Raw genomic sequence first — 21,096 nt, forward strand, 5'->3', positions numbered from 1 at the left:
GTCAGTGGCCGTCGCCGGCGGTTCGTGCACGCATCCGCCCTGTCTGGTGCGCCCAGATGGCGATCTCGACGCGGTTGCGAGCGCCGAGCTTGGTCATCAGGCTCGCCACGTGCGTCTTCACCGTGCTGAGGGTGATGAACAGCTCAGTCGAGATCTCGCCGTTGCTCAGGCCGCCAGCGACCTTCGCGAGCACCTGTTCCTCGCGCTCGGTGAGCTGCTCGATCGGCTGCGGCGGCGGCGCAGCCGGCCCCGCTCCGGCGAAGGCCTCGAGCAGCCGCACGGTGACGTTGGGGGCGATCAGGGCATCCCCGCTCGCGGCAGCGCGGATCGCCTGGGCGAGCAGCTCGGAACCGGCATCCTTGAGCAGAAAGCCCTTGGCGCCCGCCCGCAGCGCCGCGAAGACGTACTCGTCGAGGTCGAAGGTCGTGACGATGACGACCGCCATCGGGTCGTCCACGCCCGGGCCGGCGAGCACGCGGGTCGCCTCGATGCCGTCGAGGTCGGGCATCCGGATGTCGAACAGGCAGACGTCCGGTCGCAGGCTGCGGGCGAGGGCGACAGCTTCGTTGCCGTCGACCGCCTGACCGACGACCTCGATGTCCGGTTGCGCGTCGAGGATCATGCTCAGCCCGGTGCGCACGAGCTCCTGGTCGTCGGCGATGAGCACGCGGATGGTCATGGTGCCCATCCAACACGAGGAAGCACCGCGGTGACGACCCATCCGCCGCCGGGCGCAGGGCCGACCTGGCAGGTGCCGCCGAGCAGAGCGGCGCGCTCCGTCATGCCGATGATGCCGAAGCCCGGCGTCGGCGACGCGGCGACGTCGCCATCGTTCGTCACGCTCAACCGCACCCCGCCCTCGTCTGCCTCCACGAGCACGTCGACACGGGTGACCTGCCGCCCGTGTCGGAGGGCGTTGGTCACGGACTCCTGCGCCAGACGGAAGACCGCGGCAGCCACCGGCGGCGGGATGCTGCCGTCGTCGCCTTCGACCTTCACGGTGACGTCCGCGCCGCCCGGCCTTGTGCCGGCGAGCTGCTCGATGTCGTCCAGCCGCGGGCTCGGCGCGAGCTCCGCCGTCTCGCCCTGCCGCAGCACTCGCACCATCGACCTCAGTTCGCTGAGGGTCTTGGCCGCCTCCGCCTCGATCACACCGAGCGCGTCCTGCGCTGCGCGCGGGTCTCGCGCCGCCACCGCAAGACCCGCCTGGGCACGGATCGCGATGGCGGAGACGTGGTGGGCGACCGTGTCGTGCAGGTCACGGGCGAGGTGCTCACGCTCCCGCATCCGGATGCTGTCGAGGAGGCGCCTGCGGGATCCTGCGCGGTAGCGAAATGCGGTGCCGAGCAGCGCCATCGTCAGCAGCAGCGCGAACCCGCCGACGAGCTCGTTGAGCCCTCCCCCTCGGACGAACGTGAGCCCGAGGCTCACGAGGAGAATGCCCGATCCGATCATGAGGTCGCGACCGGATCCCCAGCGGTACAACGCGTACACGATCACCATGACGAAGAGGTTCGTGTAGAGGACGGGGTCGGGCAGGAGCAGGTCGATCGGCACCATCACCACGACGAGCATCAGAAGCGGCTTGGTGCGGCGCCACAGCACGGTCGGCAGCACGGCGAGCAACACGATCACCATGAGGACCGGCTGCGACAGGTCGGTTCTGAACATGCCCTCGATCACCGCCAGCACGGCGACAAGAGCCACGAGAGCCCAATCCCGCCAGACCCGGCGCGGCGGAGGGGGCGCCGCGCTCGGCGCACTCCACGCGGAACGCAAGAGGCCGGTCACCAGGTCAGGATACAAGCGCACCACGGCCCGACACCCCGCGCATGCGTCGGCCGGACCGTCGGCGGCGTCGTCGTCGGATGAGCAACTCCGCAACGACGCTGTTGATCACGAAGCCCGCAGCGACGAACCAGGCCTCACCGTATACGTCGACGTCACCGAGGGGGATCGTCCACAGCACCAGCACGAGGGCTTGGGTACTGCCAGAGAGAGCGAGCGCATAGGCGCGCGTCATCCATGCTCCGTGCGCAGCGAAGTCGCGCCGCGTGATCGCGATCACGGCCCGCACGATAAACACCATCATCGCTCCGGCGAAGACGAGACGAACCATGGCGAGTGCGAGCTCGTCCGTCGGCCCACCGAAGAAGATCGCGAGCCACGCGGCCGACAGTGCCCCGATGAATCCCGCAGGAATCAGGACACGGCCGGCGATGCGGTGCCACCCACGCCGAGTTCGCAGTGCCGGAGAGAACTGGAATGCGCCGAGAACGCAGTACACGGTCATCGCCACGATGTGCGCGACGATCGGCACCGACGAGAGCACTGTGTCTGCGGGTTCGGTGCCCACCTCCTCCAAGCGAAGCACTCCGCCGATCACGGGGAGGACGCTGAGCAGCAGGAGACCGGTGATGGCCAGCCATCCGCTCCTCGGCCGCCGCTTCTGCTCGGCAAGGGGGCGGGTGGTCTTCATCTGTTGCGACATGTCTCGATGCTCGCCTGATCGAGCGCCCTGGACATCGGCCTTCCGCACGGACTCAGAGCCGTACTTTCGGCCGACCGGATCCGGGCCGTCCGGCCGATGACGCGCTTCACCGAGACGGCGAGCATCGAGTCATGACAACCAACACGACCATGACCGCGGCCGTCTACCGCCGCTTCGGCGCCCCCGAGGAGGTTCACCTCGAGCAACGCCCGACCCCCTCGCCGAAGCCCGGCGAAGTGCTCATCCGAGTGCACGCGAGCACGGTGAGCGTCGCCGATCACCGAGCCCGCGCTCGGGACATCCCGTCGGGCCTCGGGATGCTCGCCGCCATCGGGCTCGGCCTGTTCCGGCCCAGCCGGCCGATCCTCGGCATGGATGCCGCGGGCGTCATCGCGGCGGTCGGCTCTGGCGTCACCGTCTTCGCCCCCGGCGACCGGGTCATCGCCTCGATGGACGCCGCGTTCGGCGGTCACGCCGAGTACGTGTGCCTGCCCGCCGACGGCGCGATCACCCGGGCGCCCGCCACCATGACCCTCGAGGAGGCGGTGACGCTGGTGTTCGGCGGCATCACCGCGCAGGGCTTCTTCAACCAGGTCGCGATCGGGCCGGGCACCTCGGTGCTCGTCAACGGCGCTTCCGGCGCGGTCGGCACCGCCGCGATCCAGCTGGCGAAGCATCTCGGCGCCGATGTCACCGCCGTCACGAGCGGCGGCAACGCCGCACTGGTCACCTCCCTCGGCGCCGACCGGGTCATCGACTACACCCGCCAGGACTTCGCCTCGGGAGGCGGCACGTATGACGTGATCGTCGACTGCGTCGGCAATGCCCCCTTCAGCCGAGTAGAGGCATCCATCAACCCGGGCGGGGCGCTCCTGCTCGTCATCAGTGACCTGTGGTCGATGCTGCGCAGCCGCGGGCAGAGCCGCCGCTCGGGAAAGCTCGTCACCTGGAACGTCGGTAAGCCCGGCGCTGACGAGCTCGCGTACCTCGTCAGCCTCGCGGACTCCGGCCGCTACCAGGCCGTCATCGACCGGTCCTTCGATCTGGCCGACATCGTCGATGCGCATCGCTACGTCGACACCGGGCGCAAGCGGGGCAACGTCGTGCTGCGCGTCACTCACGCTGAAACGGACACCGTCGTTCCCTCACCCCGACAAAGGAGTATCTGATGAGAACTCGTCAATCCACCGCCACGGCACTGGAAGAGCAGCAGGTACCGGTCAAGGCCAAGCTCGCCGCCGCGTGGGCGAGCTTCATGTTCCTGTACATCTATGTGGACATTCTCGCCTTCTACAAACCCGGCGTCGTCGATGACATCCTCATCGGCGTGGTCTGGGAGTTCGACATCACGCAGACCTGGGCGATCACCGCGCTGATCCTCCTGGCGATCCCGATCTTCATGGTCGCGCTGTCGATGTTGCTGCCGGCCAGGGCCAACCGCATCGCGAACCTCGTCGTGGCTTCGATTCAGGTCCCCTTCGCGGCCTTCAACGCGGTCGGCGAGCTGGGCGGGTCGTGGATGTACTTCTACTTCCTCGGCGTCGCGCTGGAGCTGATCCTTCTCGCCGTCATCCTGCGGTACGCCTGGACCTGGCCGCGCACCGCACCCATGACCGGCCGTGGCGACCAGCCCAGGCCATGAGATCCGGCTATCAAAATTGCGCTGGGGAGGATGCCGACGCGGTCATCACGGCATCGGAGTTTCGCCGTTGGCAACGGCCTCGATCCAGTCGGTGACAGCGTCGGCGAGTGTGGAGTCCGACGGATCGTCGCTGATGCTCCACCACAAGGGCGAACCGCTCACCGCACCCGCCGCTACGACTCGCGATCGGAGGGGCTCAAGAACCTCGTCCCCGTTGTTTGCGATCAGATACTGCTGGTCCTCGGTCGCAAGCCGAAGCCACCACGATGCGATGTCCATCCCAGGGAGGCTAGCGAGCGACGCGACGCGCGGCAATAGTGCAGGTGCCCTCCCGCGCATGGGTTCCGTGAGGTCACTGTCGCACGGGTCGGAGGGCGGCGTAAGACAGGGTCATGACTCTTACCGAGATTCTCCCCACGCTGCGTCGCAGCATTCCTGTTCCCATCGCCGCCCACTGCTGGCCAGTGCACACGGAACCGACGACCACAGACGTCGTCGTCGGCGGGATCTCACTGATGCGGCTACTGGAGATCAGCGACTCGCCTGCCATTCTCACCGGCGACCTTCCCCGACCGAGATCGCAAGGCACCCGCGACGTAGGCTCCGGAACGGACGTCAGTGTGTTGGTTTTCCGCATAACCCTCCGGGTCGACACGCAAGAGAGCAAGCGGATTGCCCTCACCGACTGCACATTCGACGCGATCGACGCCCGCTGGGAGGAATGCCGCCTGATCGGTCGCGCGTCCACGTCACGAAACGTGGAGATTGAGCTGATCCCCGGAGAGGATGGTGGATCCAGCTGGCCGCATCCAACCGTGAGCGTGCCGGAGGACCTCCGGGAGGGCGACATCCTCACCGTGCCTTGCGCTGGTGCTATCACGCTGCACGATGTACGCCCCAAGACGGCCCGCCTCACGCCCGCCCTGGCGTCACCGACGGCGAGGACCAAGTGACCATGATGCACACCCTCATCCACACGACCTCGCTTCTTCGAAACGATCGTCAACGCGAGTCCCGAGATCTATGGCCCCAGAACACCACGATCAGCGAACACGACGTCGTCGTGGGCGGACGCTCATTGATCGACCTCGCCAGAGAACGACGCACGCCCTGCGTTCTCATCGCTCCTGCGGCTGCGTCCGGGATCGGTGACAGCGGTGGCGCGTACCGAACCCTGGTGGTCGCGACCGTCACCGCGCGTCGGGAGAGACGGCGCTGGCATCGCGAGGTAGATCTTGATGTCGATTGCGACCTGCGCCCGATCATTCCCCGCGTCATGCACGCTGAGCTCTTGAACAGTCCGCGCGGCCGTGATCTTCAGCCCATGCTCATCCACTCATCCGACGAAGAGAGCCCGATGCGAGTGCGCCTCCCGGAGCAGACCTCCCCCGGCGACCTCGTCGTCTTCGCATGTGCGGGCACACTCGCCCTGAGCCAGATCACACCGCACCGCGCCGCACCCAGGGTGTCCGAAGACGACGAAGATCTCGATCAAGGGCCGGGCCGTTGCATGAAGCACTGACCTCACTCGCCGACGCTCCAGCATCCACGTGATGCTCCGGCGCTTCGTGAGACAGGTGTCCGATCTCACTGGAGTTGTCATGAGGTGAGACGCGACTGAGCCGGAATCACGCGAAATCTCAAGCACGCGCCGGCCCCTATGCGTCTCATCCGAGTTGTCAGAATCTGCGCCGATGGCCCGCCTTTGCGGTTTCAGTCTTCTCGACACAAACCGCGGCGGCCTGCAGTCTGGCGACCATGTCGTCGTACTCACCGGGAAGCGGTACCTCGAACGGCAGCTCAATGATGAGCGGAGCGATCTGTGCAGAGTTGTTGATCGGGCCCCGCCATCAGTAAGAACATCGCATCGCATCGCGGCTATCCACGAAGCAGTTGAGCAAGCCGTAGGGCGCGAGAGCGCGGCTGATGCGAGTCTTCGGATCCAGGTCAGTGGATCAGAAATCCATGTTGTCGATCTGATCTTGGCGGTACTCCGAGTAGCTCAGGAATGACTCGAAGCGCTCCTGGTCGGCGTGGCAGAGCTCGAGTTCGTTGAGGAACTCCGAATCGAACCTCACCGCCAGCCCGGAGTCGATCCAGGCGAAGGCTTGTTTCCATGTTCCCGCGAACCACTCGTCGATTTCGTCGAAGAGTGCAAACACCTCGGCTACAGAGATCGAATGCGTGATGCCGAGTGCGAGGGATGGACGAGCTCGTGCGGCACTCAACCCGACTGGCAACGCGCCGGCGACGGGGGTGTGGATGTAAACCGTCGATCCGTGACCCTTTTCAAAGCCACCGTGGGCATAGGGGTTGCGCCACGCCTCCACCACTTGGATGAGGCGTTCCAGTAGCGAGCGCGCCCGCTTGTCTCCGCCAAAGATTCGGTCGAACTTCAGGCCCCACCTCATCCCTATGAACTGGGTCAGGTGGTCGGAGGCAGGATCGAATCCGGCAAACGGCAAGGCCAGTACGAGGTCATGCTCGAATCTGCTCAGGTACGCCGTCACGGCCGCGGCCGCATCGTGGCTGGAGTTGAGCTCCATCACGGCCTTGCCGCTCCGGAACAGCCACGACGTACCAAAGGTGGTTTCGCTCTCTTCATTGAGATCCTCAACGACTTCCGGGTTGACCGCCCGGTCCCGAAAGTACTCGTAAACCCGATGCAGCCGGAAGTGCTGATTGATGACAGTGGCGTCGCCTCGGTCGATGAGAGTTTGGGACTGCTTGCTGACTTCTTTCTCTACGATCTTGGTTGCCGAGACGAGCCGCTTGATGGTCGCTCGCATCCGCGACTCGACGTCTGCCGGATCAAGACCGTCTGAGGCTAGTCGCAAGCGCAGACCGAACTTCTGGTGGGCGAGTTCGTACCGCGCGCCGTCGAGCATGAACGTCGTCCACCAAGCAACCTTCTCGCCGGGGCCGTTGAGTCGGAGCCCCACGAGTGAGCAGGCGAGTGCCATCACACCCGGCACCGGACAACCGAGACGGTCTATGTCGGCCCGCGTTGACCCACCCCAGGGTGGCGCCTGCGAGCTTTCCGGAACCGGAACAAACCCTCGCAGGGCGGTTTCTCGCAAACGTTGACCGATTTCAACGGCATTAGGAAGCTGATCCACCCTCGCATCCTCGCACTGTCTCCTCAACGGCGTCACGCGGCGCTGAATCGAAGGGCGATCGGGTCGAGCCGTGTGCAGAACCGCCGGAGGACTGGTGCATCGCCACGCGCCGAGTAGCGAGAGTGCGTCGGAGAATCTAGCGAACCGTTACTGTGACGGGCCCGTCGAGTGCGTCGAGTTCGCACCGCTCGTCGCGATTAGAGCCACCTGATCCGCGTCGAGATAGCGGAAGCTCTGAGGTGGCTCAAGGCCGAGGAGAGCCCGCAAGGACGTCAACGAGACAGGGCGTGCCCACGTTTGCGGGTCCTCCACTTCAAGCAGAGTGGAGTCTTCAGCGCCCTCAAGGTACTCGCCGAGCGCGTCTTCGGCGATGTCGATCGCGCTGGAGTGCATCTCCCACACGCGATCGGAAGGAACTGTGATTGTCTGTTTGAGGCGCACCGTTCCCAGAACAGCTCTCTCCGGGGAACTGGAGTACAGAACAACTGTGGTGCCGGGTGGCACCTCTGGGAATCTCCGTCGCACTTCGACGGTTTTCCGTCCTTCGAGAATCGCGCGCGCGTAGCGCGGTTTCACTGAGATCAGCAGCGCCCTCTTCATCTGGCGTCCCATCCTGGCTGCGTGCGGATGATGTCGTCGAAAAGACCCGGAGCTCCGGTACGCGTTGTGAGTAGCGACGTCGTGATTCCGTGCTTGCGGAGCAGAGCGTCGAACGAGCGCTTGCCGACGGGCTGGTCAAGCACCTGCGTGTCCTCGAACCTCAGCACAAGCACCTTTCCGTCAATCGCATGACCTTGAATCTCGTCTCGGTGCAGGACGCCGAGTGATCGATACTTCTCAGCCGCGTCCTGGACGTCCAGTACTTCAGCATCGAGTACGCGGGAGTGTGCCACCACAGCTCGGACGGCGCTGCTCTCTCGCGCCCTGGGATCTTTGGTCACATACCAAAGCACGCGAGTCGGGATGTCCCAGTGTCTCATCTTCGGTGCAGCGAAATAGACGAACTCGCGGGCGAGCCCCAGCGCAGGCCGTTCGCGTAGCTGGATCAGCGTGTCATTGAACCCGAGGAGCTCGCGCGCGTACCGCGGTTGAATAGGCACGATTCGCACTGGAACAGCCTTGTCGAGCACGATTTGGGGCCAGTTCTTCCGCTCGTAGTCGGCGACCGCGCCTGGGGTCTCCAGCGACTCAGTCTGGGCCGCACGAGGGTGACGACCTAGTTTCACTTTGAGAGGCGCCCCCTCGAAACCGTCTGCGACCAGGGCGGCTCGAAGCACTTCGTCGACGACGTCGTCGACGACCTCAACAGCCGTTGCGCCTCGTTCCAACGCCAACGCCCGAAGGTATCGTGTGAGCTGAAACGCGATGGTGCCGCCGAGTGATCCCCGCGCGACGCGGATCACCGCAACCCACAGCACTTCACCGCGGACCTCGGCGGAGAGCAGGGCACGTTTCCGCCCTCGCTCGTCAACCAGCAGGTCGATCCTCGCACTAGCAGGTCTCGCAAGAACTGCATGAAGTCGTTTCCGGAACTGCTTGCCTTTTTCGCCTTTGTGGACTTCAACGAACACCTCCTCGAGACCAGAGGATGATGCCGTCACTGCTTCCCAACGAAGTCCGACCGACTCGAGTTGGCCTGAGCGGAACTCCGTCGGGGCGGACGGCGGAATGAATGTCCTGAGAAGATCAACTGGCCGGAGAACATCGATCGCGTACTCTTTGCGTGACCAACTCGCGGTCGCGGCGAGGAAGGTCTCGTCCCGCGTCACGAAGTAGTCAGCCCCGGCAAGCACCGCATCCGCCAGATGCTTGGCGTCGCTACGAAGGCTGCGGTCTCGTGCCGTGAGCTCGGCCGGCATTCTTCGGAGGATGTCCGACGCGAGGGATCGCATGCCGTCTTGCCGCCGCAAGGCGACCAGTCCGCTGAGGTTGCGCTGCACACGTTGCCGTTCGGACGCAGGCTCAAGATGGTTTACCTCAATAGACACCTCGGGCGAAACGGCGAGGTCAACTACGTCAACTAGCCAGTCCGCCGCAAGTCCCTTGGATTCTTCACGATCCGGGCGATCCATCTGACCTGAGACGTACAGATCGATCACGACGTTCGAATCAAGGACAGCGATCGGTCGAGATGACTCGTAGAGCGCACTCTCCAGCAGGTCGAACTGCCCGATCTTCCTTGTCCAAATCGTGAGCACCGAGCCCTTCGCCGCCCTGCCCGGGCGCTCACCCGTCGGCGCCATGTCAAGCGAATGCCAAAACCCATCGATCTCGTAGTCTGACCGGCAATGCGCCGTGATTAGTGCTCGATCTGGATTCGCTGTGATCGCTGCGTGGACCATTTCCTTTGCAAGACCAGTACCGCGGGCAGCCTCACCGACGCAGACGTGGACGAGCTTCAGAGTCTGCTGTCGAGGCGTGCTGTACAGCACGTATCCCTGCACCGTGCCATCAACGCTGCCCACAATCAACCGGCCACGGGATCGAGCCTCTTCGAACGCCGCATAGGGCAGATGCCCGAGCGTGGAGCGATGATCTCGGTGCAGCTCCAGCACGCGAGAATACTCAGAATCGGCCTGCGAGCGGTCAGCGCTCCAGGCGAATATCTGAACCCGCGCCATAGCGCCTAGCGTACGGGCTAGTTGCGCGCGAGCGGCCAGCGCCACAGCGCGGCATCGCAGCAGCCCCCTCTACCGTCACGATCGGTCGAGGGTATGCCCGAATACCGCCTCCGGCGAGAGAGCATCCGGATCCCGGCGGTAGCGCGCGAGGATGTGGACGAACGAGTGTTCGTCGCGGAGGCCGACTCCACTCAGGATCGCTGCCTCCGCGGCCTGCTGATCGAGTGGTTCGTAGGTCATCGTCTGGTCGAAGTAGAAGTCCTCGTAGAGCCCAGCGTTGAGATGAAACTTCCCGGTGTTTTGCACGTACGAGTACAGGCGCTTCTGGTCATCTTCGAGTGCCACCCAGACAGGCACGCCGTCGGGGTTCCTTACGAGGTAGAGATTCATCGGCATCGCCTCCCGTCTACATCTTGCGCCATCCTGGCGGGCCCGAGCGGTTGTGTGAGCAATGCCTTGGTGCGGACTAGGTGCACGCGGCGGTGTCCATGAGTTGATTACCACGCGGGCGGTCAGCGGGGACAGTCACGATGTCGGTGGCAGGATCCAGTATGCGATTCATGCCTGAGACTTCTTTCAATCCTTTACGTGTCGAGCGCGGCAATCTCCGATTGGGCCGGCATTCCAGCGTGCTCGGCGTGATCGCGAACTCGCTAGCCGTAGTTGCGCCGATCGTGAGCGTCGCGCTCGGGGTATGGGTGACAAGCTTGAACTCAGACGTCGCGCATCTCAACGCCACGATCAATGGGCTGCACCAAGATGTGGCGACCGCCGAGGCGTTGCTCACTGATCGCGAGGAGATCGTCGAGGACCTCCGCGCAGAGAACCGCGAACTCCTCGCCGCGCTCCCGCCGAGCATCCCGCCGGAGCAGGTTCCTGATGCACGCAACATCGGCACCGTGACTTTGGCCGCCGGCGGCGATTCGGTCGACCTGAACTCGACGCTCCCCAACTTCGGAAACGGTGCTGATCGGATCCAGAAGGACACCCTCCAATTCGCAAACGGAGTCCTCACGTCGCTATGGGGTATCGACGTACTCCGACTTCCCGAAGGAGAAGCCTCATACGAGACCTGCGCCGTTGCCACCGGCTACGCTCCGACGAAGACGATTGAGCCTCATCGCCTGGATGGACGCGTCTGCATCCGCCTGCAGTCCGGGAACTATGCCCGTATTACAGTGAACGCATCCGAGGAGGAGCGCGTCGAGCTCACGATCGCGACCTGGGATGCTCCGCTTTAAAGTGTCTTGACCGGCGCACGATGACCAAAAGGAGCCGAGAGCGTGCCACCGTCAGCTCGGCAACGCCTACGTAGGCTTCTCGTGCTCGACGTCGACGGAACTATTTCTCGGATCTACGGAGACGAGGAGCGCGTTCTGCATCAAGACGAGCCTGGTTGGCGTTCGTGGATGAGCGTTGACGATGACGTGGTCGATGCCCTCGACGCGCTCGTCGAGGGCACTGAAGTTGACGTTGCGTGGCTGACAACGTGGCCTCACGATCAAGTCGCTTGGCTCATCCAGGAACCTCTTCGCGGCAAGCTTTCAGGCCCCTACGTGCCCTGGCAGAACTGGCCGAAACAGGGCTGGCGACTGCAAAGCCTGATCTCATACGTGCGCGACGTGAAGCCAGCCGCCGTCGCCTGGGCGGACGACCGTGCGCCAGACGATGCCGAACGACGGCTCACGGGAATGACCGAGGTTCCCTCGTTCGTCGTGCGGCCGAACAAACATGTGGGTCTCACGCTCGAGGACGTCGACGGAATCGCCGCCGTTCTCGAGCGCACTGATCAGAACCGCTGAAGTCTCAGTTGGTTCTGAGTGGGATTCAGACCAGCTCGCTCACCAACTGCTCGATCCTGACCGGCAGGGTCGTCGAGCTTCCAGTCCTCGTATCGCTTGCCAGGGAAGAACGGGCAGGCGTCACCGCATCCCATCCTGATGACGACGTCCGAGGCCTGACCGGATGACATCCGAGGCGTCTAAGTGTGCGCGCCGCCGTCAATCCTGATCTCCGTTCCGGTGATGAAGGCGCCGTCGTCCGAGATCAGCATGGCGATGACTCCTGCGACGTCTTCAGGCCTGCCCATTCGTCCGTCGTTCAGCGGAGCGCCGAGGTGCTCGAGCAAGGTCCAGTCCGTGTCTGCAGGCAGGTTCTGCGGGGTCGTGTTGGTGATCCCGCTCGTGATCCCTCCGGGCACGATGTTGACTGCGCGAAGTCCTTGCCTGGCGTATTCGAGGGCGACCGAGTGCGTGAATGACGCGATCGCCCCCTTGGTCGCGGCATATGCGGCCATGTAGGGGTGCGCGAAGAACGCCGAGGTGGAAGCGAAGTTGATGATGACACCGTTCGCCGTCGTCAAGAGGTGGGGAAGGCTTTCTCGCACCATGAGGAACGTGCCGGTCAAGTTCACCTGAATCAGGCGGTTCCAGCGGTCGAGGGTCATCTCGTGAGTGTGATCCCCGTAGAGGATGCCCGCGGCGTTCACGATCGCGTCGAGTCGTCCGAAGCGAGAGACGACGTCTGCGACCGCGGTGCGGACGGACTCCTCGTCCGCGATGTCGACGCGGTGGATGAGGAGTCGCGAGCGCGCGTCTTCCGGTGCCGCATCGACGAGGTGAGCGAGGTCTTCTTCGCGCAGGTCGAGCGCGGCGACGTTCGCGCCTTCATCGAGCAGTCGGAGGGCGGTGCCTCGTCCGATGCCAGAGCCGGCACCGGTGACGATGATGATCTTGTCGGCGAGTCGGGCCGTCATTCGTGCTCCATTCATGCGGGGATCGATTCGGAGTGTGCGGACAGCGTGTTGCGTTCCGGCCGAGGCGAGGGACCGTGTTCGCGTACCTCCGCACGCACCATGACTTCGGGGGTGCCTTCTGCGGCGACCGCGATCTCGATCGTGCCCGCGCGATCGGGGCGGATGACCGCGAGCACACGACCGTCGTAGGTGCCGTGGGTGTTCTGATCGAAGCGCTCGATAGTGCGAGGGCGGCCGCTGCCGAAGGCCGCCAGCGACCCTGCCCCGGTCACCGTCACCGTGACTGGACGATCGGCGTCATTGATGAGGCTCCCGCCGCCGTCGCGAAGTTCAATCTCAGCGAAGAAGAGCGTTCCGTCTCGGAGTTCTGCGGTGGTCTTGTCGAGTCGGACATCGAGGAGCGCTTCGCCAGCAGCTGATTTCAGGATGGAGCGACTGACTTCTTCGCCGTCTCGAAGGGCGACCGCCGTGAGAGCGCCGGATTCGAACGGGATCTCGAAGTCCGCCACGAACGCGCGTCGAGCACCAACGCGTTGTGTGGCGATCACACGGTCGTTGAGCTGGAGCCTGATCTCGTCGGCGTCGCTGTAGACCTCCAGCGCCATCGGGAAGCCATCTTCAATGTTCCAGCTCCAGCTGGAGACGGCGTCCGTCCAACTCCACTGTCCGAGTGTGAACGCACGTCCGTGGTTCGAAGGTCGCCGCACGGCGATGTAGGGCTCGGTGCGCAAGCCGAAGACGGTCTCGCGGTAGTACGACATCGGGCGGCGGTGCCCGGTCATGTCGAGGTCTGCAGACCAGGACGTCAGCCACGGGAATTCGCCATCGAATGCGTCGGGTTCGCCTTCGTATTTCACGCGCCCGACTCCGACCTCGCCGAGGTAGTCCCATCCGGACCAGGTGAAATCCCCGATCACGTGCGGGTGTTCTGTCACGAGTTTCCAGTTGCGGTCGATGCGCGACGGGAACGTCTCAGTCCCGACCACGATGCGATTGGGGTGTTCGTGGCGCTCCATCTCATACCGGGCGTCCCCGTAGTTCAGGCCGACGATGTCGAGGACTGCAAACGATTCTGCCGTGGCTGCGGTGACCAGCGGGGACGTCGCGACCCAGTCCATGAAGTCTTCGGTGCTCCCCATGAGGGCGTTTACTCCGCCGTCGGCCTCGGCATCCGCAGTCTCGCTCGAGGCAGCGGTGTCTGCGGCGACGGCCTCGATCATGTCGGTGATCTCGCTCAGCGCGGACACGAAGCCGTTGATGCCGTTGGTCACGTAGCGTGTGTCGTCCAGCTCACGGACCTTCTCGGCGAGCTTCCGTCCCCATTGGCTCGCGATCGCGTTGCCCGTCTCCGGGATCTCGTTGCCGATCGAGTAGATGATCACACTGGCGTGGTTGAAGTCCGTGGCCACCATTGCTTCCACGTCTCTCTCCCACCACTCGGGGAATGCCAGCGAGTAGTCGAAGGGCGACTTGGATTCGGCCCACATGTCGAACGTCTCGTCCATGACGAGCATGCCGTGGCGGTCGCACGCATCGAGCATGGCGACGCTCATGGGGTTGTGGCTGTTGCGAATGGCGTTGAACCCCGCGGCTTTGAGGAGGAGGACGCGGCGCTCCTCAGCGTCTGCGAAGGTGGCTGCACCGAGGATCCCGTTGTCGTGATGGATGCATGCGCCGCGTAGCTTCACGGTGTCACCGTTGATGCGGAGACCATGGGCGGGATCGAGCTGCAGCGTGCGGATGCCGAAAGGCGTGGTTCGAGTCTCGGACGTGTCTGAGATGCCGTCGAGGGTGGTACGTGCGGTGTAGAGCGCAGGGTTATCGACGCTCCACCGCTGCGGAGCGGGAACGTAGATGCGCTGCCTTACGGTCGCCTCTGTCTGAGGGAACGTCGTGACGGGGCTGTTCTCGAGGCCGACGATTCGACCCTGGGGGTCAAGGATCTCTGTCGTCACGGTTGCTGTGCGCGTCAAGGTGCCCGTGTTGGTCACGCGGGTGACGACGCTCACCACGGCCCGCTCGTCGTCGACGTCCGGTGTCATGACCTGGACGCCCGCCTGTTCAGGGATGTGTATTCGTTCGCTGACCCAGAGGTGAACTTCGCGGTAGATGCCTGCGCCGGTGTACCAGCGAGAGTCTGCGTGAGCGCGGGCGTCGACGCGGATAGTGTTCTCAGCGCCGTACTCCAAGTAGCCGTCGAGGGAGACGATGAATGCGGCGTACCCGTTGGGACGCTGGGCGACAAAGGCGCCGTTCACGTAGATCATCGCGTCGCGATAGACGCCCTCGAACTCGAGGGCGACGTGCTTGTCGCGCCAATCGAGTGGCGCGTCGAGCGTGGTGCGGTATTCGAATGCGCCGCCGGGGAAGAACGCGCCGGCGGCGCCGCTGGGTGCATCGGCATGCCGCTCGAGCGAGATAATCGCGTCGTGCGGCAGGTGAACCGGCACGCCGGGCGACGATTGCCCATGCGCGTCAGCGAAGATGCTGGTCTTGGGGCGGTACGTCCAGTTGGTGTTGAGGGGTGAACGGCTCATTGCTGCCTTTCGAGAAGGATCGAGGGAGAGGCAGTCAGGCGGACGCCGTGACTGCCCATTCGGAGCGGAGGATGTCCAGCGTTTCCAGTACCGCGATGCTGTCGGACAGAGGATGGTGCGAGTGTTGAGTCGCGCCGGTGGACAGTGCTTGATGGACAGCGCGGAGCATCGGCACGTATCCGAAACCTTGCTGCGGAAACACACGATCTGCGGGTTGGCCGAACGCCTCGCCGAGGTCGCCCGAGTGCAGGCGGTATCGATCGGTGGCCCAGAAAGGCGGCGCGACGGTTGCCCACCCATTCGTGCCACTCACTGCGGCGGTGGGCTCGAGGTACGTCACCATGGATGCCGCGAGTTGCGCGAACCGGCCTCCGGCGTACTCGAGTGTTGCGTGAAGCGTGAGATCAACACCGTCTGCTCTCACGGTCGCTCCGCTTGTCACATTCAGCGGTTCACCGAGAAAGTCCCGAGCAAGCGTCACAGCGTAGATGGCCTGGTCGAGAAGCGTGCTGCTGCGAAGGTCGCTACTCCAGCGCTCCGACTGCGGATGACCGAAAGGCAGCCCGAAAGCGGCACGCACGCCGCTGATGTCGCCGAGCGCCCCGTTCGCCACTTCCTCACGCAAGGCCACATACGCGGGCGCGAATCTCATCCACATCGCCTCCATGGCGAAACGACCGTTCGCTTCCGCCGCCCGTTGCGATGGCCTTGGCCTCGTCGGCATTGACGCCGATCGGCTTTTCTACGAGTACGTGCTTTCCCGCTTCGAGGGACGCGATCGCAAGACGGGCGTGCGTTGCGTGCGGTGTCGCGATATAGACGATGTCAATGACCGGCGCGGCAAGCACATCGTCGATCGAATCAAATGCTCGCTCGAATCGATGCATCGCTGCGAACGACTCGGCCTTTTCCGCGTCGCGTGACCAGACGCCGACCCGCCGCGTTGCATCGACGGCGCTCAGGTCGGAAGCCACCGAGTGCGACACGGTTCCCGTCCCGAGGATCGCCCATCCGAACGCAGCAGGTCGGTCGGTCATGTTGTCACCGTGAGCGTTTCCGCGAATGGCGCGGTCGAGTCGCCGCCGATCGCCACATCGAAGGTCGTGGCGTCTTGGATGGTGCACGAAGTGACAGCACTCCAGTACTGGAGTTGATCGGGCCCGAGTTCGAACTCGACGCGACGCGACTCCTCGGCTGCGAGCGTGATGCGGCGGAAGCCTTTCAGCTCTCGCACCGGACGCGTCGATGTCCCGTGTCGCTGGTGAATGTACAGCTGGACGACCTCGTCGGCCTCCCGACCGCCGATATTCGTGACGACGACGCTGACCGAGGTCGACTCGCCTCGCGAGATGCGTGACCGGTCCAGCTGCAGATCGCTGTATTCGAACGTCGAGTACGACAGTCCGTGACCGAACGGATAGAGGGGTGCGTTCGATTCCTCGTAGTACCGCGCGTCGTTTTCCTCCGGGAGGAAGGTGCGATTGTGTGCGTAGACGAGCGGAACCTGCCCGACATGCCGCGGCCATGTGAAAGGCAGGCGACCGGCCGGGCTCGTCGCGCCCAGAAGCACGGATGCCACCGCCTCGCCGGCCCGGGTCCCCGGGTACCACGCCTGCACGATCGCCGGCACGTTCTCGTCAGCCCAGCGGAGGTCGAGTGGACGTCCGGAGACGACGACCACGATGACCTTGGTGCCCGTGGCATGGATTCGCTGGAGCTGCTCGAGCTGACGGCCCGGCAGGTCGAGCGTGCTGGTCGACGACTTCTCGCCGATCTGGTTCTGTCGCTGTCCGACGACGACGATCGCGATGTCGGAGCCTTCGGCGAGGGCGACCGCGCGGTCGATAGCGGCGTCATCGTCGTGATCTTCGGGCGTGCGCTCCACGGTGGTGTCCATCACATCGAACATGGATGGGTGGATGCGTTCGGGGATTCCGGCGCCCGGTTCGTAGCCGATCCGGGCGCCGCCGAGCGAGTCACGCAGCCCATCGACGATGGTGACGGTCTCGTCGGTATCGTGGTCGAACACCCACGGTCCGAGAAGGTCGCGCTTGCTGTCGGCGAGTTGTCCGATCACCGCGATGCGCCCGACAGCGGAGGCATCCAGGGGCAACGCGGCATCATCGTTCTTGAGAAGAACGATCGACGCCTCTGCCACCGAGCGGGCGAGAGCCGTGTTCTCGGGAGCGTTGAAAGCGGCCGCGGTGCCCGCCTCATCCGCGTAGGGGTTCTCGAACAGGCCGAGGCGGAACTTCGCGGTCAGCACTCGTCGCACCGCGGCGTCGAGCACGCTCTCGCTCACTCTTCGCTCTGCGACGGCCTGCGGGAGGGTGTCGAAGGCCGGCTCGTACATGCACATCTCCATGTCGAGCCCGGCTTCAAGAGCCCGAACCGCGGCGTCGGCGTGATCCTCTGCGAAGTGTTGAACGGCGAGGGAACGCACGGCGTTCGCGTCCGAGACGACGAACCCGTCGAAGCCGAGCTGATCTCGAAGGATGTCGGTGAGCAGGGTCCGGCTCGCTGCCGCAGGGACACCGTTGAGGTCCATGTACGCGCTCATAACGTTTCCCGCGCCAGCGTCGATCGCGGCGCGGAATGGCGGTATGTAGACGTTCCAGAGCTCGTGGTCCGACACCTCGGCGTCGTCATAGTCGCGGCCGCCTCGGGAGGCGCCGTATCCGACGAAGTGCTTGGGGCCAGCGAGCAGGCGATCGGTTCCGAGATCGCCTTGGAAGCCGCGCACTTGAGCTGCGGCCATCGCAGAGGCCAGCACCGGATCCTCGCCGGCGCCCTCGATGATGCGGCCCCATCGAGGATCCCTGGCGATGTCGATCATCGGGGCGAAGGTCCAATGCACACCCGCTGCCCGAGCCTCCCGCGCGGCCGCCGCCTGTGCAGCTTCGACCGTCGGCTCCGACCACGTCGCGGCAAGGGCGATCGGGGCGGGGAAGATCGTTCGCCACCCGTGGACGACATCGAAGCCGAACAGGAGGGGGATGCCGAGACGCGACTCTTCAACGGCGTACTTCTGCAGCTTGTTGCTTAGCGCAGGGTCACGCAGGAACAGCAGAGAGCCAGCGCGACCGGAACGGATCGCAGCTTCGATGAGCGCGGGGAGCTCGACGTGAATTCGATGCTCCGGGGGAAGGGAGTCGATATCGAAGTCGTCGGGAATGGGCTGACCATCGCCGGTATAGAAATACTGCGTCAGCTGGCCGGCCTTCTCTTCGACGGTGAGTCGTGAGAGGAGGTCCTCGACGCGTTCGTCGACGGGCAGGCTGGGGTCTCGGTAGGGCAGGACAGTCATCGGTTCCTCCGTGGAAGCGTGAGAGAGCGGTGGTGATCAGGGGCTCGCGCGGTTGCGAGGTGGGGCTCAGCGGGATGTTCCCTCGAGAGCGCTCTGCAGCTCATCTCGCAGTTGGTCAGAGGCACCGGGCACGTAGTCGAGCATTGTGCGGATGGACATCCCTGCAGCTTCGGGGGCTTTCCCGTCTAGGGGGACTCCCGGGTAGTGACGGGCGAAGGCTTCGGTGAAGCGGTGCCACCCAGCCGGGTCGTCGGACACTTCGCGAAGGGTGGAGTCCAGGCTCAGCGGGGCACGATCTGCGACGGCTGCGACGTCGTACTGCCACGCGTGGTCTCCTCCGCTGACCTCGATGACCGCAGAATCGGGGTGCATCGGCAGTGCCACTTCCGCCGTGGTGCCCTCGGGGATGGTCACATCGACAGAGACCCGCTCGCCGTCCATCCGCCAGGAGACACACACCTTGCCGTGCACCGTGTCGTGCGTCAGGTCGGCGTGGGTTAGCCCGCCTCCGGGCTGAGGGGCGATGCGCATGCGGCGGTACCCGGGGGCGGTCGCCGTGAGGCCGCCGATCGTGCGGTGCATCCAGTCGACCACCGCGCCGAGCGCGTAGTGATTCAGTGAAGTCATCCCAGAAGGGTTGATCGTTCCGTCCGGGCGGACGGAGTCCCATCGCTCCCAGATCGTCGTCGCGCCCATGGTCACGGGGTAGAGGAACGACGGGGCTTTCGTCTCCAGGAGAAGGAGGTAGGCCTCGTCGAGGTGTCCAGTCGAGGTCAGAGCATCCGTGACCAGCGGCGTTCCCGCGAATCCGGTCGAGATGCGATAGCCCGCTTGCGCGACCACGGCTGCCAGGCGATCACCCGCATGGCGCGTCTGCTCTTCATCGAGGATCCCGAACGAGATCGCGAGCGCGTACGCGGTCGCCGTCTCATTGACCAGGCGGCCGTTCGGGCTCACGTACTCGCGGCGGAAAGCCTCGCGCACCCTCGACGCGAGTGCGTCGAACTCTGCCGCGTCATCGTCGTGCCCGAGGATGCGCGCGCTGTCCGCCATCTCGCGTGTGGTGCGGCACAGGTAGGCGCCCGCGACGAGGTGGCGGTCGGTCTTGCCGCCGGCGGGGTTGTCGTCGGGGGCGTCGGGGTCGAGCCAGTCGCCGTATTGGAAGCCGGTGCTCCACAGCCCGTCGTCATCGAGGAGGTCGGCTACCTGGCGGATGAATGTGCTCATCGACACATACGCGTCCTCGAGGATCTTTTCGTCGCCGTATTCGCGGTACAGCGCCCAGGGAAGGCTCACGGCCACGTCGCTCCAGAGGGCCGTCGGAGAGGAAGGGGTCGACAGGACGTCCGGCACGACCCAGGGCACGAACCCCTTCTCCGCCTGCTCGACGGCGAGATCTCTCAACCAGGATCCGAGCACACCTCGGACGTCGTAGAGAAAGGCAGCGGTGGGAGCGAACGCGTTGATGTCTCCGGTCCAACCGAGGCGTTCGTCACGTTGCGGGCAATCGGTCGGGATGCCGACGAAGTTGTCGCGCATGGACCACACGGCGTTGGAGTGCAGCTGGTTCAACTGCGGGTTGGAGGTCGTCAGCCATCCCGTCCGGGTCATGTCGGAGTGAACGACGATTGCTCGGATCGCGTCGTCCGCCAACTCACCAGGCCACCCGTCTACCTCGACGTATCGGAAGCCGTGGAACGTGAATCGCGGCTCCCACGTCTCAACCGCACCACCACGGAGAACATACTGATCGGTGGCCGCAGCAGTGCGCAGCGTCTCGATCTCGATCTCCCCGTCGACCATGACTTCTGCATGGCGCAGCGTGATCGTCGACCCGGGGTCGCCCTGAACGGTGAGACGGACCCAGCCAGAGATATTCTGCCCGAAGTCGACGACGAGCTTGCCGGAAGGCGTGCGCAGAGTCTGTTTCGGCGTCAGCTCTTCGATGCGGCGGATCGGCGGCGCGATCGGCTCCGTGAGGGCATCGAGCGGCCAGTCGAAGGCCTCGACCGGACCCCACTCGCTGTCGTCAAAGCCCGGCCGATCCCATCCATCCGGCTCGTTGCGAGCGTCGAACGTCTCCCCGTCATAGATGCTGTTCGCGCCTACTCCGCCGCGTGACGCTGTCATCGATGTGTCACTGACGATCGTGTCGCGACTCCCATCGGCATACTCGATCTCGAGTTCGAACCACGCCGCAGGACGATCGGAATAGTGGTGACGTCGCTCTTCCCAGCCCAAACGTCCGATGGCCCACCCCTCGCCGAGCACGGCGGCGATGACATTCGCTCCTGCTGTGATCTGGTCAGTGACGTCGTGGGTACTCACGACGAGCCGATGCCGGTATGAGGTCCATCCGGGTGCGAGGACCTCGTCGCCAACCACGGCACCATTGAGGTGCGGCTCGATGAGTCCCACGGCGGTGGACCGCAGGGTGGCGCGGCGGGGGACGCTCGACGCGACGAACTCCTTGCGGAGGTACGAGGCATGTTCCCCAACGGCGCCCTGTGCAGAGGGCGGGCTGACGAAACTTGCGGATCGGGGTTCGGGCATCGGATCGGCGCTCCTTGAGTGAGAGCTTCGACAGTCGGGCTGCCGAGACTCCATTGTCTGACTGACTAGCG

Annotated in this window: 20 protein-coding genes; 6 read left to right on the plus strand and 14 right to left on the minus strand. The window is 64.7% G+C overall.

Annotation, left to right across the window (positions count from 1 at the left end):
* Nucleotide 1: 1 nt before the first annotated feature.
* Genes LTA6_RS02740 through LTA6_RS02750 form a run of 3 tightly spaced genes read right to left on the minus strand, consistent with a single transcriptional unit; the run spans nt 2 to nt 2,491 of the window.
* Complete coding sequence (locus LTA6_RS02740) at nt 2-679, minus strand: response regulator (protein WP_407358578.1); 678 nt, start codon at nt 677-679, stop codon at nt 2-4.
* Nucleotides 676-1,791: a sensor histidine kinase gene (locus tag LTA6_RS02745; RefSeq protein WP_407358579.1), complete on the minus strand. Its 1,116-nt coding sequence runs from the start codon at nt 1,789-1,791 to the stop codon at nt 676-678. Before LTA6_RS02745 ends, LTA6_RS02740 begins: the two co-directional genes overlap by 4 nt.
* Nucleotides 1,792-1,795: 4 nt before the next feature.
* The gene (locus tag LTA6_RS02750; RefSeq protein WP_407358580.1) at nt 1,796-2,491 is read right to left on the minus strand and encodes a DUF2306 domain-containing protein; all 696 of its coding nucleotides are present in this window, start codon (nt 2,489-2,491) and stop codon (nt 1,796-1,798) included.
* A 131-nt stretch (nt 2,492-2,622) separates the two neighbouring features.
* Between LTA6_RS02750 and LTA6_RS02755 the strand changes: the two genes are divergently transcribed.
* Nucleotides 2,623-3,660 carry an NAD(P)-dependent alcohol dehydrogenase gene (locus tag LTA6_RS02755; RefSeq protein WP_407358581.1) on the plus strand — a complete coding sequence of 346 codons (1,038 nt, stop codon included), beginning with the start codon at nt 2,623-2,625 and terminating at the stop codon, nt 3,658-3,660.
* Nucleotides 3,660-4,133: a DUF6326 family protein gene (locus tag LTA6_RS02760; protein ID WP_407358582.1), complete on the plus strand. Its 474-nt coding sequence runs from the start codon at nt 3,660-3,662 to the stop codon at nt 4,131-4,133. The genes LTA6_RS02755 and LTA6_RS02760 overlap by 1 nt, the downstream gene beginning before the upstream one ends.
* 45 nt (nt 4,134-4,178) lie before the next feature.
* Here LTA6_RS02760 and LTA6_RS02765 read toward each other — a convergent pair whose 3' ends face one another.
* On the minus strand, nt 4,179-4,412 hold the full coding sequence (locus LTA6_RS02765; protein ID WP_407358583.1) for a hypothetical protein: 234 nt from the start codon (nt 4,410-4,412) through the stop codon (nt 4,179-4,181).
* A 113-nt stretch (nt 4,413-4,525) separates the two neighbouring features.
* On the opposite strand from LTA6_RS02765, the gene LTA6_RS02770 reads away from it, so the two are divergent.
* Nucleotides 4,526-5,086 (plus strand): hypothetical protein, encoded by a 561-nt coding sequence (locus tag LTA6_RS02770; protein WP_341975947.1) that lies wholly within the window; start codon nt 4,526-4,528, stop codon nt 5,084-5,086.
* Nucleotides 5,087-5,088: 2 nt separating this feature from the next.
* Nucleotides 5,089-5,655, plus strand: a complete 567-nt coding sequence (locus LTA6_RS02775) for a hypothetical protein (protein ID WP_341975948.1) — start codon at nt 5,089-5,091, stop codon at nt 5,653-5,655.
* A gap of 433 nt (nt 5,656-6,088) precedes the next feature.
* Here the strand turns inward: LTA6_RS02775 and LTA6_RS02780 are convergent, their stop codons facing one another.
* The 4 genes from LTA6_RS02780 to LTA6_RS02795 all read right to left on the minus strand — a co-directional run bounded on the left by LTA6_RS02780 (nt 6,089) and on the right by LTA6_RS02795 (nt 10,263).
* A complete protein-coding gene (locus tag LTA6_RS02780; RefSeq protein WP_404904194.1) occupies nt 6,089-7,252 on the minus strand; it encodes a hypothetical protein in 1,164 nt (387 codons plus the stop codon).
* 147 nt (nt 7,253-7,399) lie between these two features.
* On the minus strand, nt 7,400-7,864 hold the full coding sequence (locus LTA6_RS02785) for an ASCH domain-containing protein (protein WP_404904193.1): 465 nt from the start codon (nt 7,862-7,864) through the stop codon (nt 7,400-7,402).
* Nucleotides 7,849-9,807, minus strand: a complete 1,959-nt coding sequence (locus tag LTA6_RS02790) for a GNAT family N-acetyltransferase (RefSeq protein ID WP_407358584.1) — start codon at nt 9,805-9,807, stop codon at nt 7,849-7,851. The genes LTA6_RS02785 and LTA6_RS02790 overlap by 16 nt, the downstream gene beginning before the upstream one ends.
* 141 nt (nt 9,808-9,948) lie before the next feature.
* Nucleotides 9,949-10,263, minus strand: a complete 315-nt coding sequence (locus LTA6_RS02795; protein WP_404904189.1) for a hypothetical protein — start codon at nt 10,261-10,263, stop codon at nt 9,949-9,951.
* Between the two features lie 170 nt (nt 10,264-10,433).
* Here LTA6_RS02795 and LTA6_RS02800 point away from each other — a divergent pair, with 170 nt between their 5' ends.
* Both LTA6_RS02800 and LTA6_RS02805 read left to right on the plus strand, forming a co-directional pair.
* A complete protein-coding gene (locus tag LTA6_RS02800; RefSeq protein ID WP_404904188.1) occupies nt 10,434-11,114 on the plus strand; it encodes a hypothetical protein in 681 nt (226 codons plus the stop codon).
* 81 nt (nt 11,115-11,195) lie between these two features.
* Nucleotides 11,196-11,675, plus strand: coding sequence for an HAD domain-containing protein (locus LTA6_RS02805; RefSeq protein ID WP_404904187.1), 480 nt, complete (start codon nt 11,196-11,198; stop codon nt 11,673-11,675).
* Nucleotides 11,676-11,854: 179 nt separating this feature from the next.
* On the opposite strand, the gene LTA6_RS02810 is transcribed toward LTA6_RS02805, so the two are convergent.
* From LTA6_RS02810 to LTA6_RS02835, 6 genes are all read right to left on the minus strand, one after another.
* Nucleotides 11,855-12,628 (minus strand): SDR family NAD(P)-dependent oxidoreductase, encoded by a 774-nt coding sequence (locus LTA6_RS02810; RefSeq protein WP_404904186.1) that lies wholly within the window; start codon nt 12,626-12,628, stop codon nt 11,855-11,857.
* 11 nt (nt 12,629-12,639) lie between these two features.
* On the minus strand, nt 12,640-15,165 hold the full coding sequence (locus LTA6_RS02815; protein ID WP_404904185.1) for a glycoside hydrolase family 2 TIM barrel-domain containing protein: 2,526 nt from the start codon (nt 15,163-15,165) through the stop codon (nt 12,640-12,642).
* Between the two features lie 34 nt (nt 15,166-15,199).
* A complete protein-coding gene (locus LTA6_RS02820) occupies nt 15,200-15,832 on the minus strand; it encodes a Gfo/Idh/MocA family protein (protein WP_407358585.1) in 633 nt (210 codons plus the stop codon).
* Nucleotides 15,783-16,202 (minus strand): Gfo/Idh/MocA family protein, encoded by a 420-nt coding sequence (locus LTA6_RS02825; RefSeq protein ID WP_407358586.1) that lies wholly within the window; start codon nt 16,200-16,202, stop codon nt 15,783-15,785. Before LTA6_RS02825 ends, LTA6_RS02820 begins: the two co-directional genes overlap by 50 nt.
* Nucleotides 16,199-18,472, minus strand: coding sequence for a glycoside hydrolase family 3 N-terminal domain-containing protein (locus tag LTA6_RS02830; protein WP_404904181.1), 2,274 nt, complete (start codon nt 18,470-18,472; stop codon nt 16,199-16,201). The genes LTA6_RS02825 and LTA6_RS02830 overlap by 4 nt, the downstream gene beginning before the upstream one ends.
* A 66-nt stretch (nt 18,473-18,538) precedes the next feature.
* Nucleotides 18,539-21,025 (minus strand): family 78 glycoside hydrolase catalytic domain, encoded by a 2,487-nt coding sequence (locus tag LTA6_RS02835; RefSeq protein ID WP_404904180.1) that lies wholly within the window; start codon nt 21,023-21,025, stop codon nt 18,539-18,541.
* Between the last annotated feature and the right edge of the window lie 71 nt (nt 21,026-21,096).

The sequence above is a fragment of the Microbacterium sp. LTA6 genome, assembly GCF_045690355.1.
GTDB lineage: Bacteria > Actinomycetota > Actinomycetes > Actinomycetales > Microbacteriaceae > Microbacterium.

Bases quoted from the DNA above. Each gene is read 5' to 3' on its own strand.
- LTA6_RS02825 (WP_407358586.1), bottom strand. From the start codon at position 16,202: ATGACCGACCGACCTGCTGCGTTCGGATGGGCGATCCTCGGGACGGGA.
- LTA6_RS02765 (WP_407358583.1), bottom strand. From the start codon at position 4,412: ATGGACATCGCATCGTGGTGGCTTCGGCTTGCGACCGAGGACCAGCAG.
- LTA6_RS02770 (WP_341975947.1), top strand. From the start codon at position 4,526: ATGACTCTTACCGAGATTCTCCCCACGCTGCGTCGCAGCATTCCTGTT.
- LTA6_RS02795 (WP_404904189.1), bottom strand. From the start codon at position 10,263: ATGAATCTCTACCTCGTAAGGAACCCCGACGGCGTGCCTGTCTGGGTG.
- LTA6_RS02820 (WP_407358585.1), bottom strand. From the start codon at position 15,832: ATGGAGGCGATGTGGATGAGATTCGCGCCCGCGTATGTGGCCTTGCGT.
- LTA6_RS02740 (WP_407358578.1), bottom strand. From the start codon at position 679: ATGACCATCCGCGTGCTCATCGCCGACGACCAGGAGCTCGTGCGCACC.
- LTA6_RS02775 (WP_341975948.1), top strand. From the start codon at position 5,089: ATGATGCACACCCTCATCCACACGACCTCGCTTCTTCGAAACGATCGT.
- LTA6_RS02830 (WP_404904181.1), bottom strand. From the start codon at position 18,472: ATGACTGTCCTGCCCTACCGAGACCCCAGCCTGCCCGTCGACGAACGC.
- LTA6_RS02760 (WP_407358582.1), top strand. From the start codon at position 3,660: ATGAGAACTCGTCAATCCACCGCCACGGCACTGGAAGAGCAGCAGGTA.
- LTA6_RS02750 (WP_407358580.1), bottom strand. From the start codon at position 2,491: ATGTCGCAACAGATGAAGACCACCCGCCCCCTTGCCGAGCAGAAGCGG.
- LTA6_RS02835 (WP_404904180.1), bottom strand. From the start codon at position 21,025: ATGCCCGAACCCCGATCCGCAAGTTTCGTCAGCCCGCCCTCTGCACAG.
- LTA6_RS02815 (WP_404904185.1), bottom strand. From the start codon at position 15,165: ATGAGCCGTTCACCCCTCAACACCAACTGGACGTACCGCCCCAAGACC.
- LTA6_RS02810 (WP_404904186.1), bottom strand. From the start codon at position 12,628: ATGACGGCCCGACTCGCCGACAAGATCATCATCGTCACCGGTGCCGGC.
- LTA6_RS02785 (WP_404904193.1), bottom strand. From the start codon at position 7,864: ATGGGACGCCAGATGAAGAGGGCGCTGCTGATCTCAGTGAAACCGCGC.
- LTA6_RS02755 (WP_407358581.1), top strand. From the start codon at position 2,623: ATGACAACCAACACGACCATGACCGCGGCCGTCTACCGCCGCTTCGGC.
- LTA6_RS02800 (WP_404904188.1), top strand. From the start codon at position 10,434: ATGCCTGAGACTTCTTTCAATCCTTTACGTGTCGAGCGCGGCAATCTC.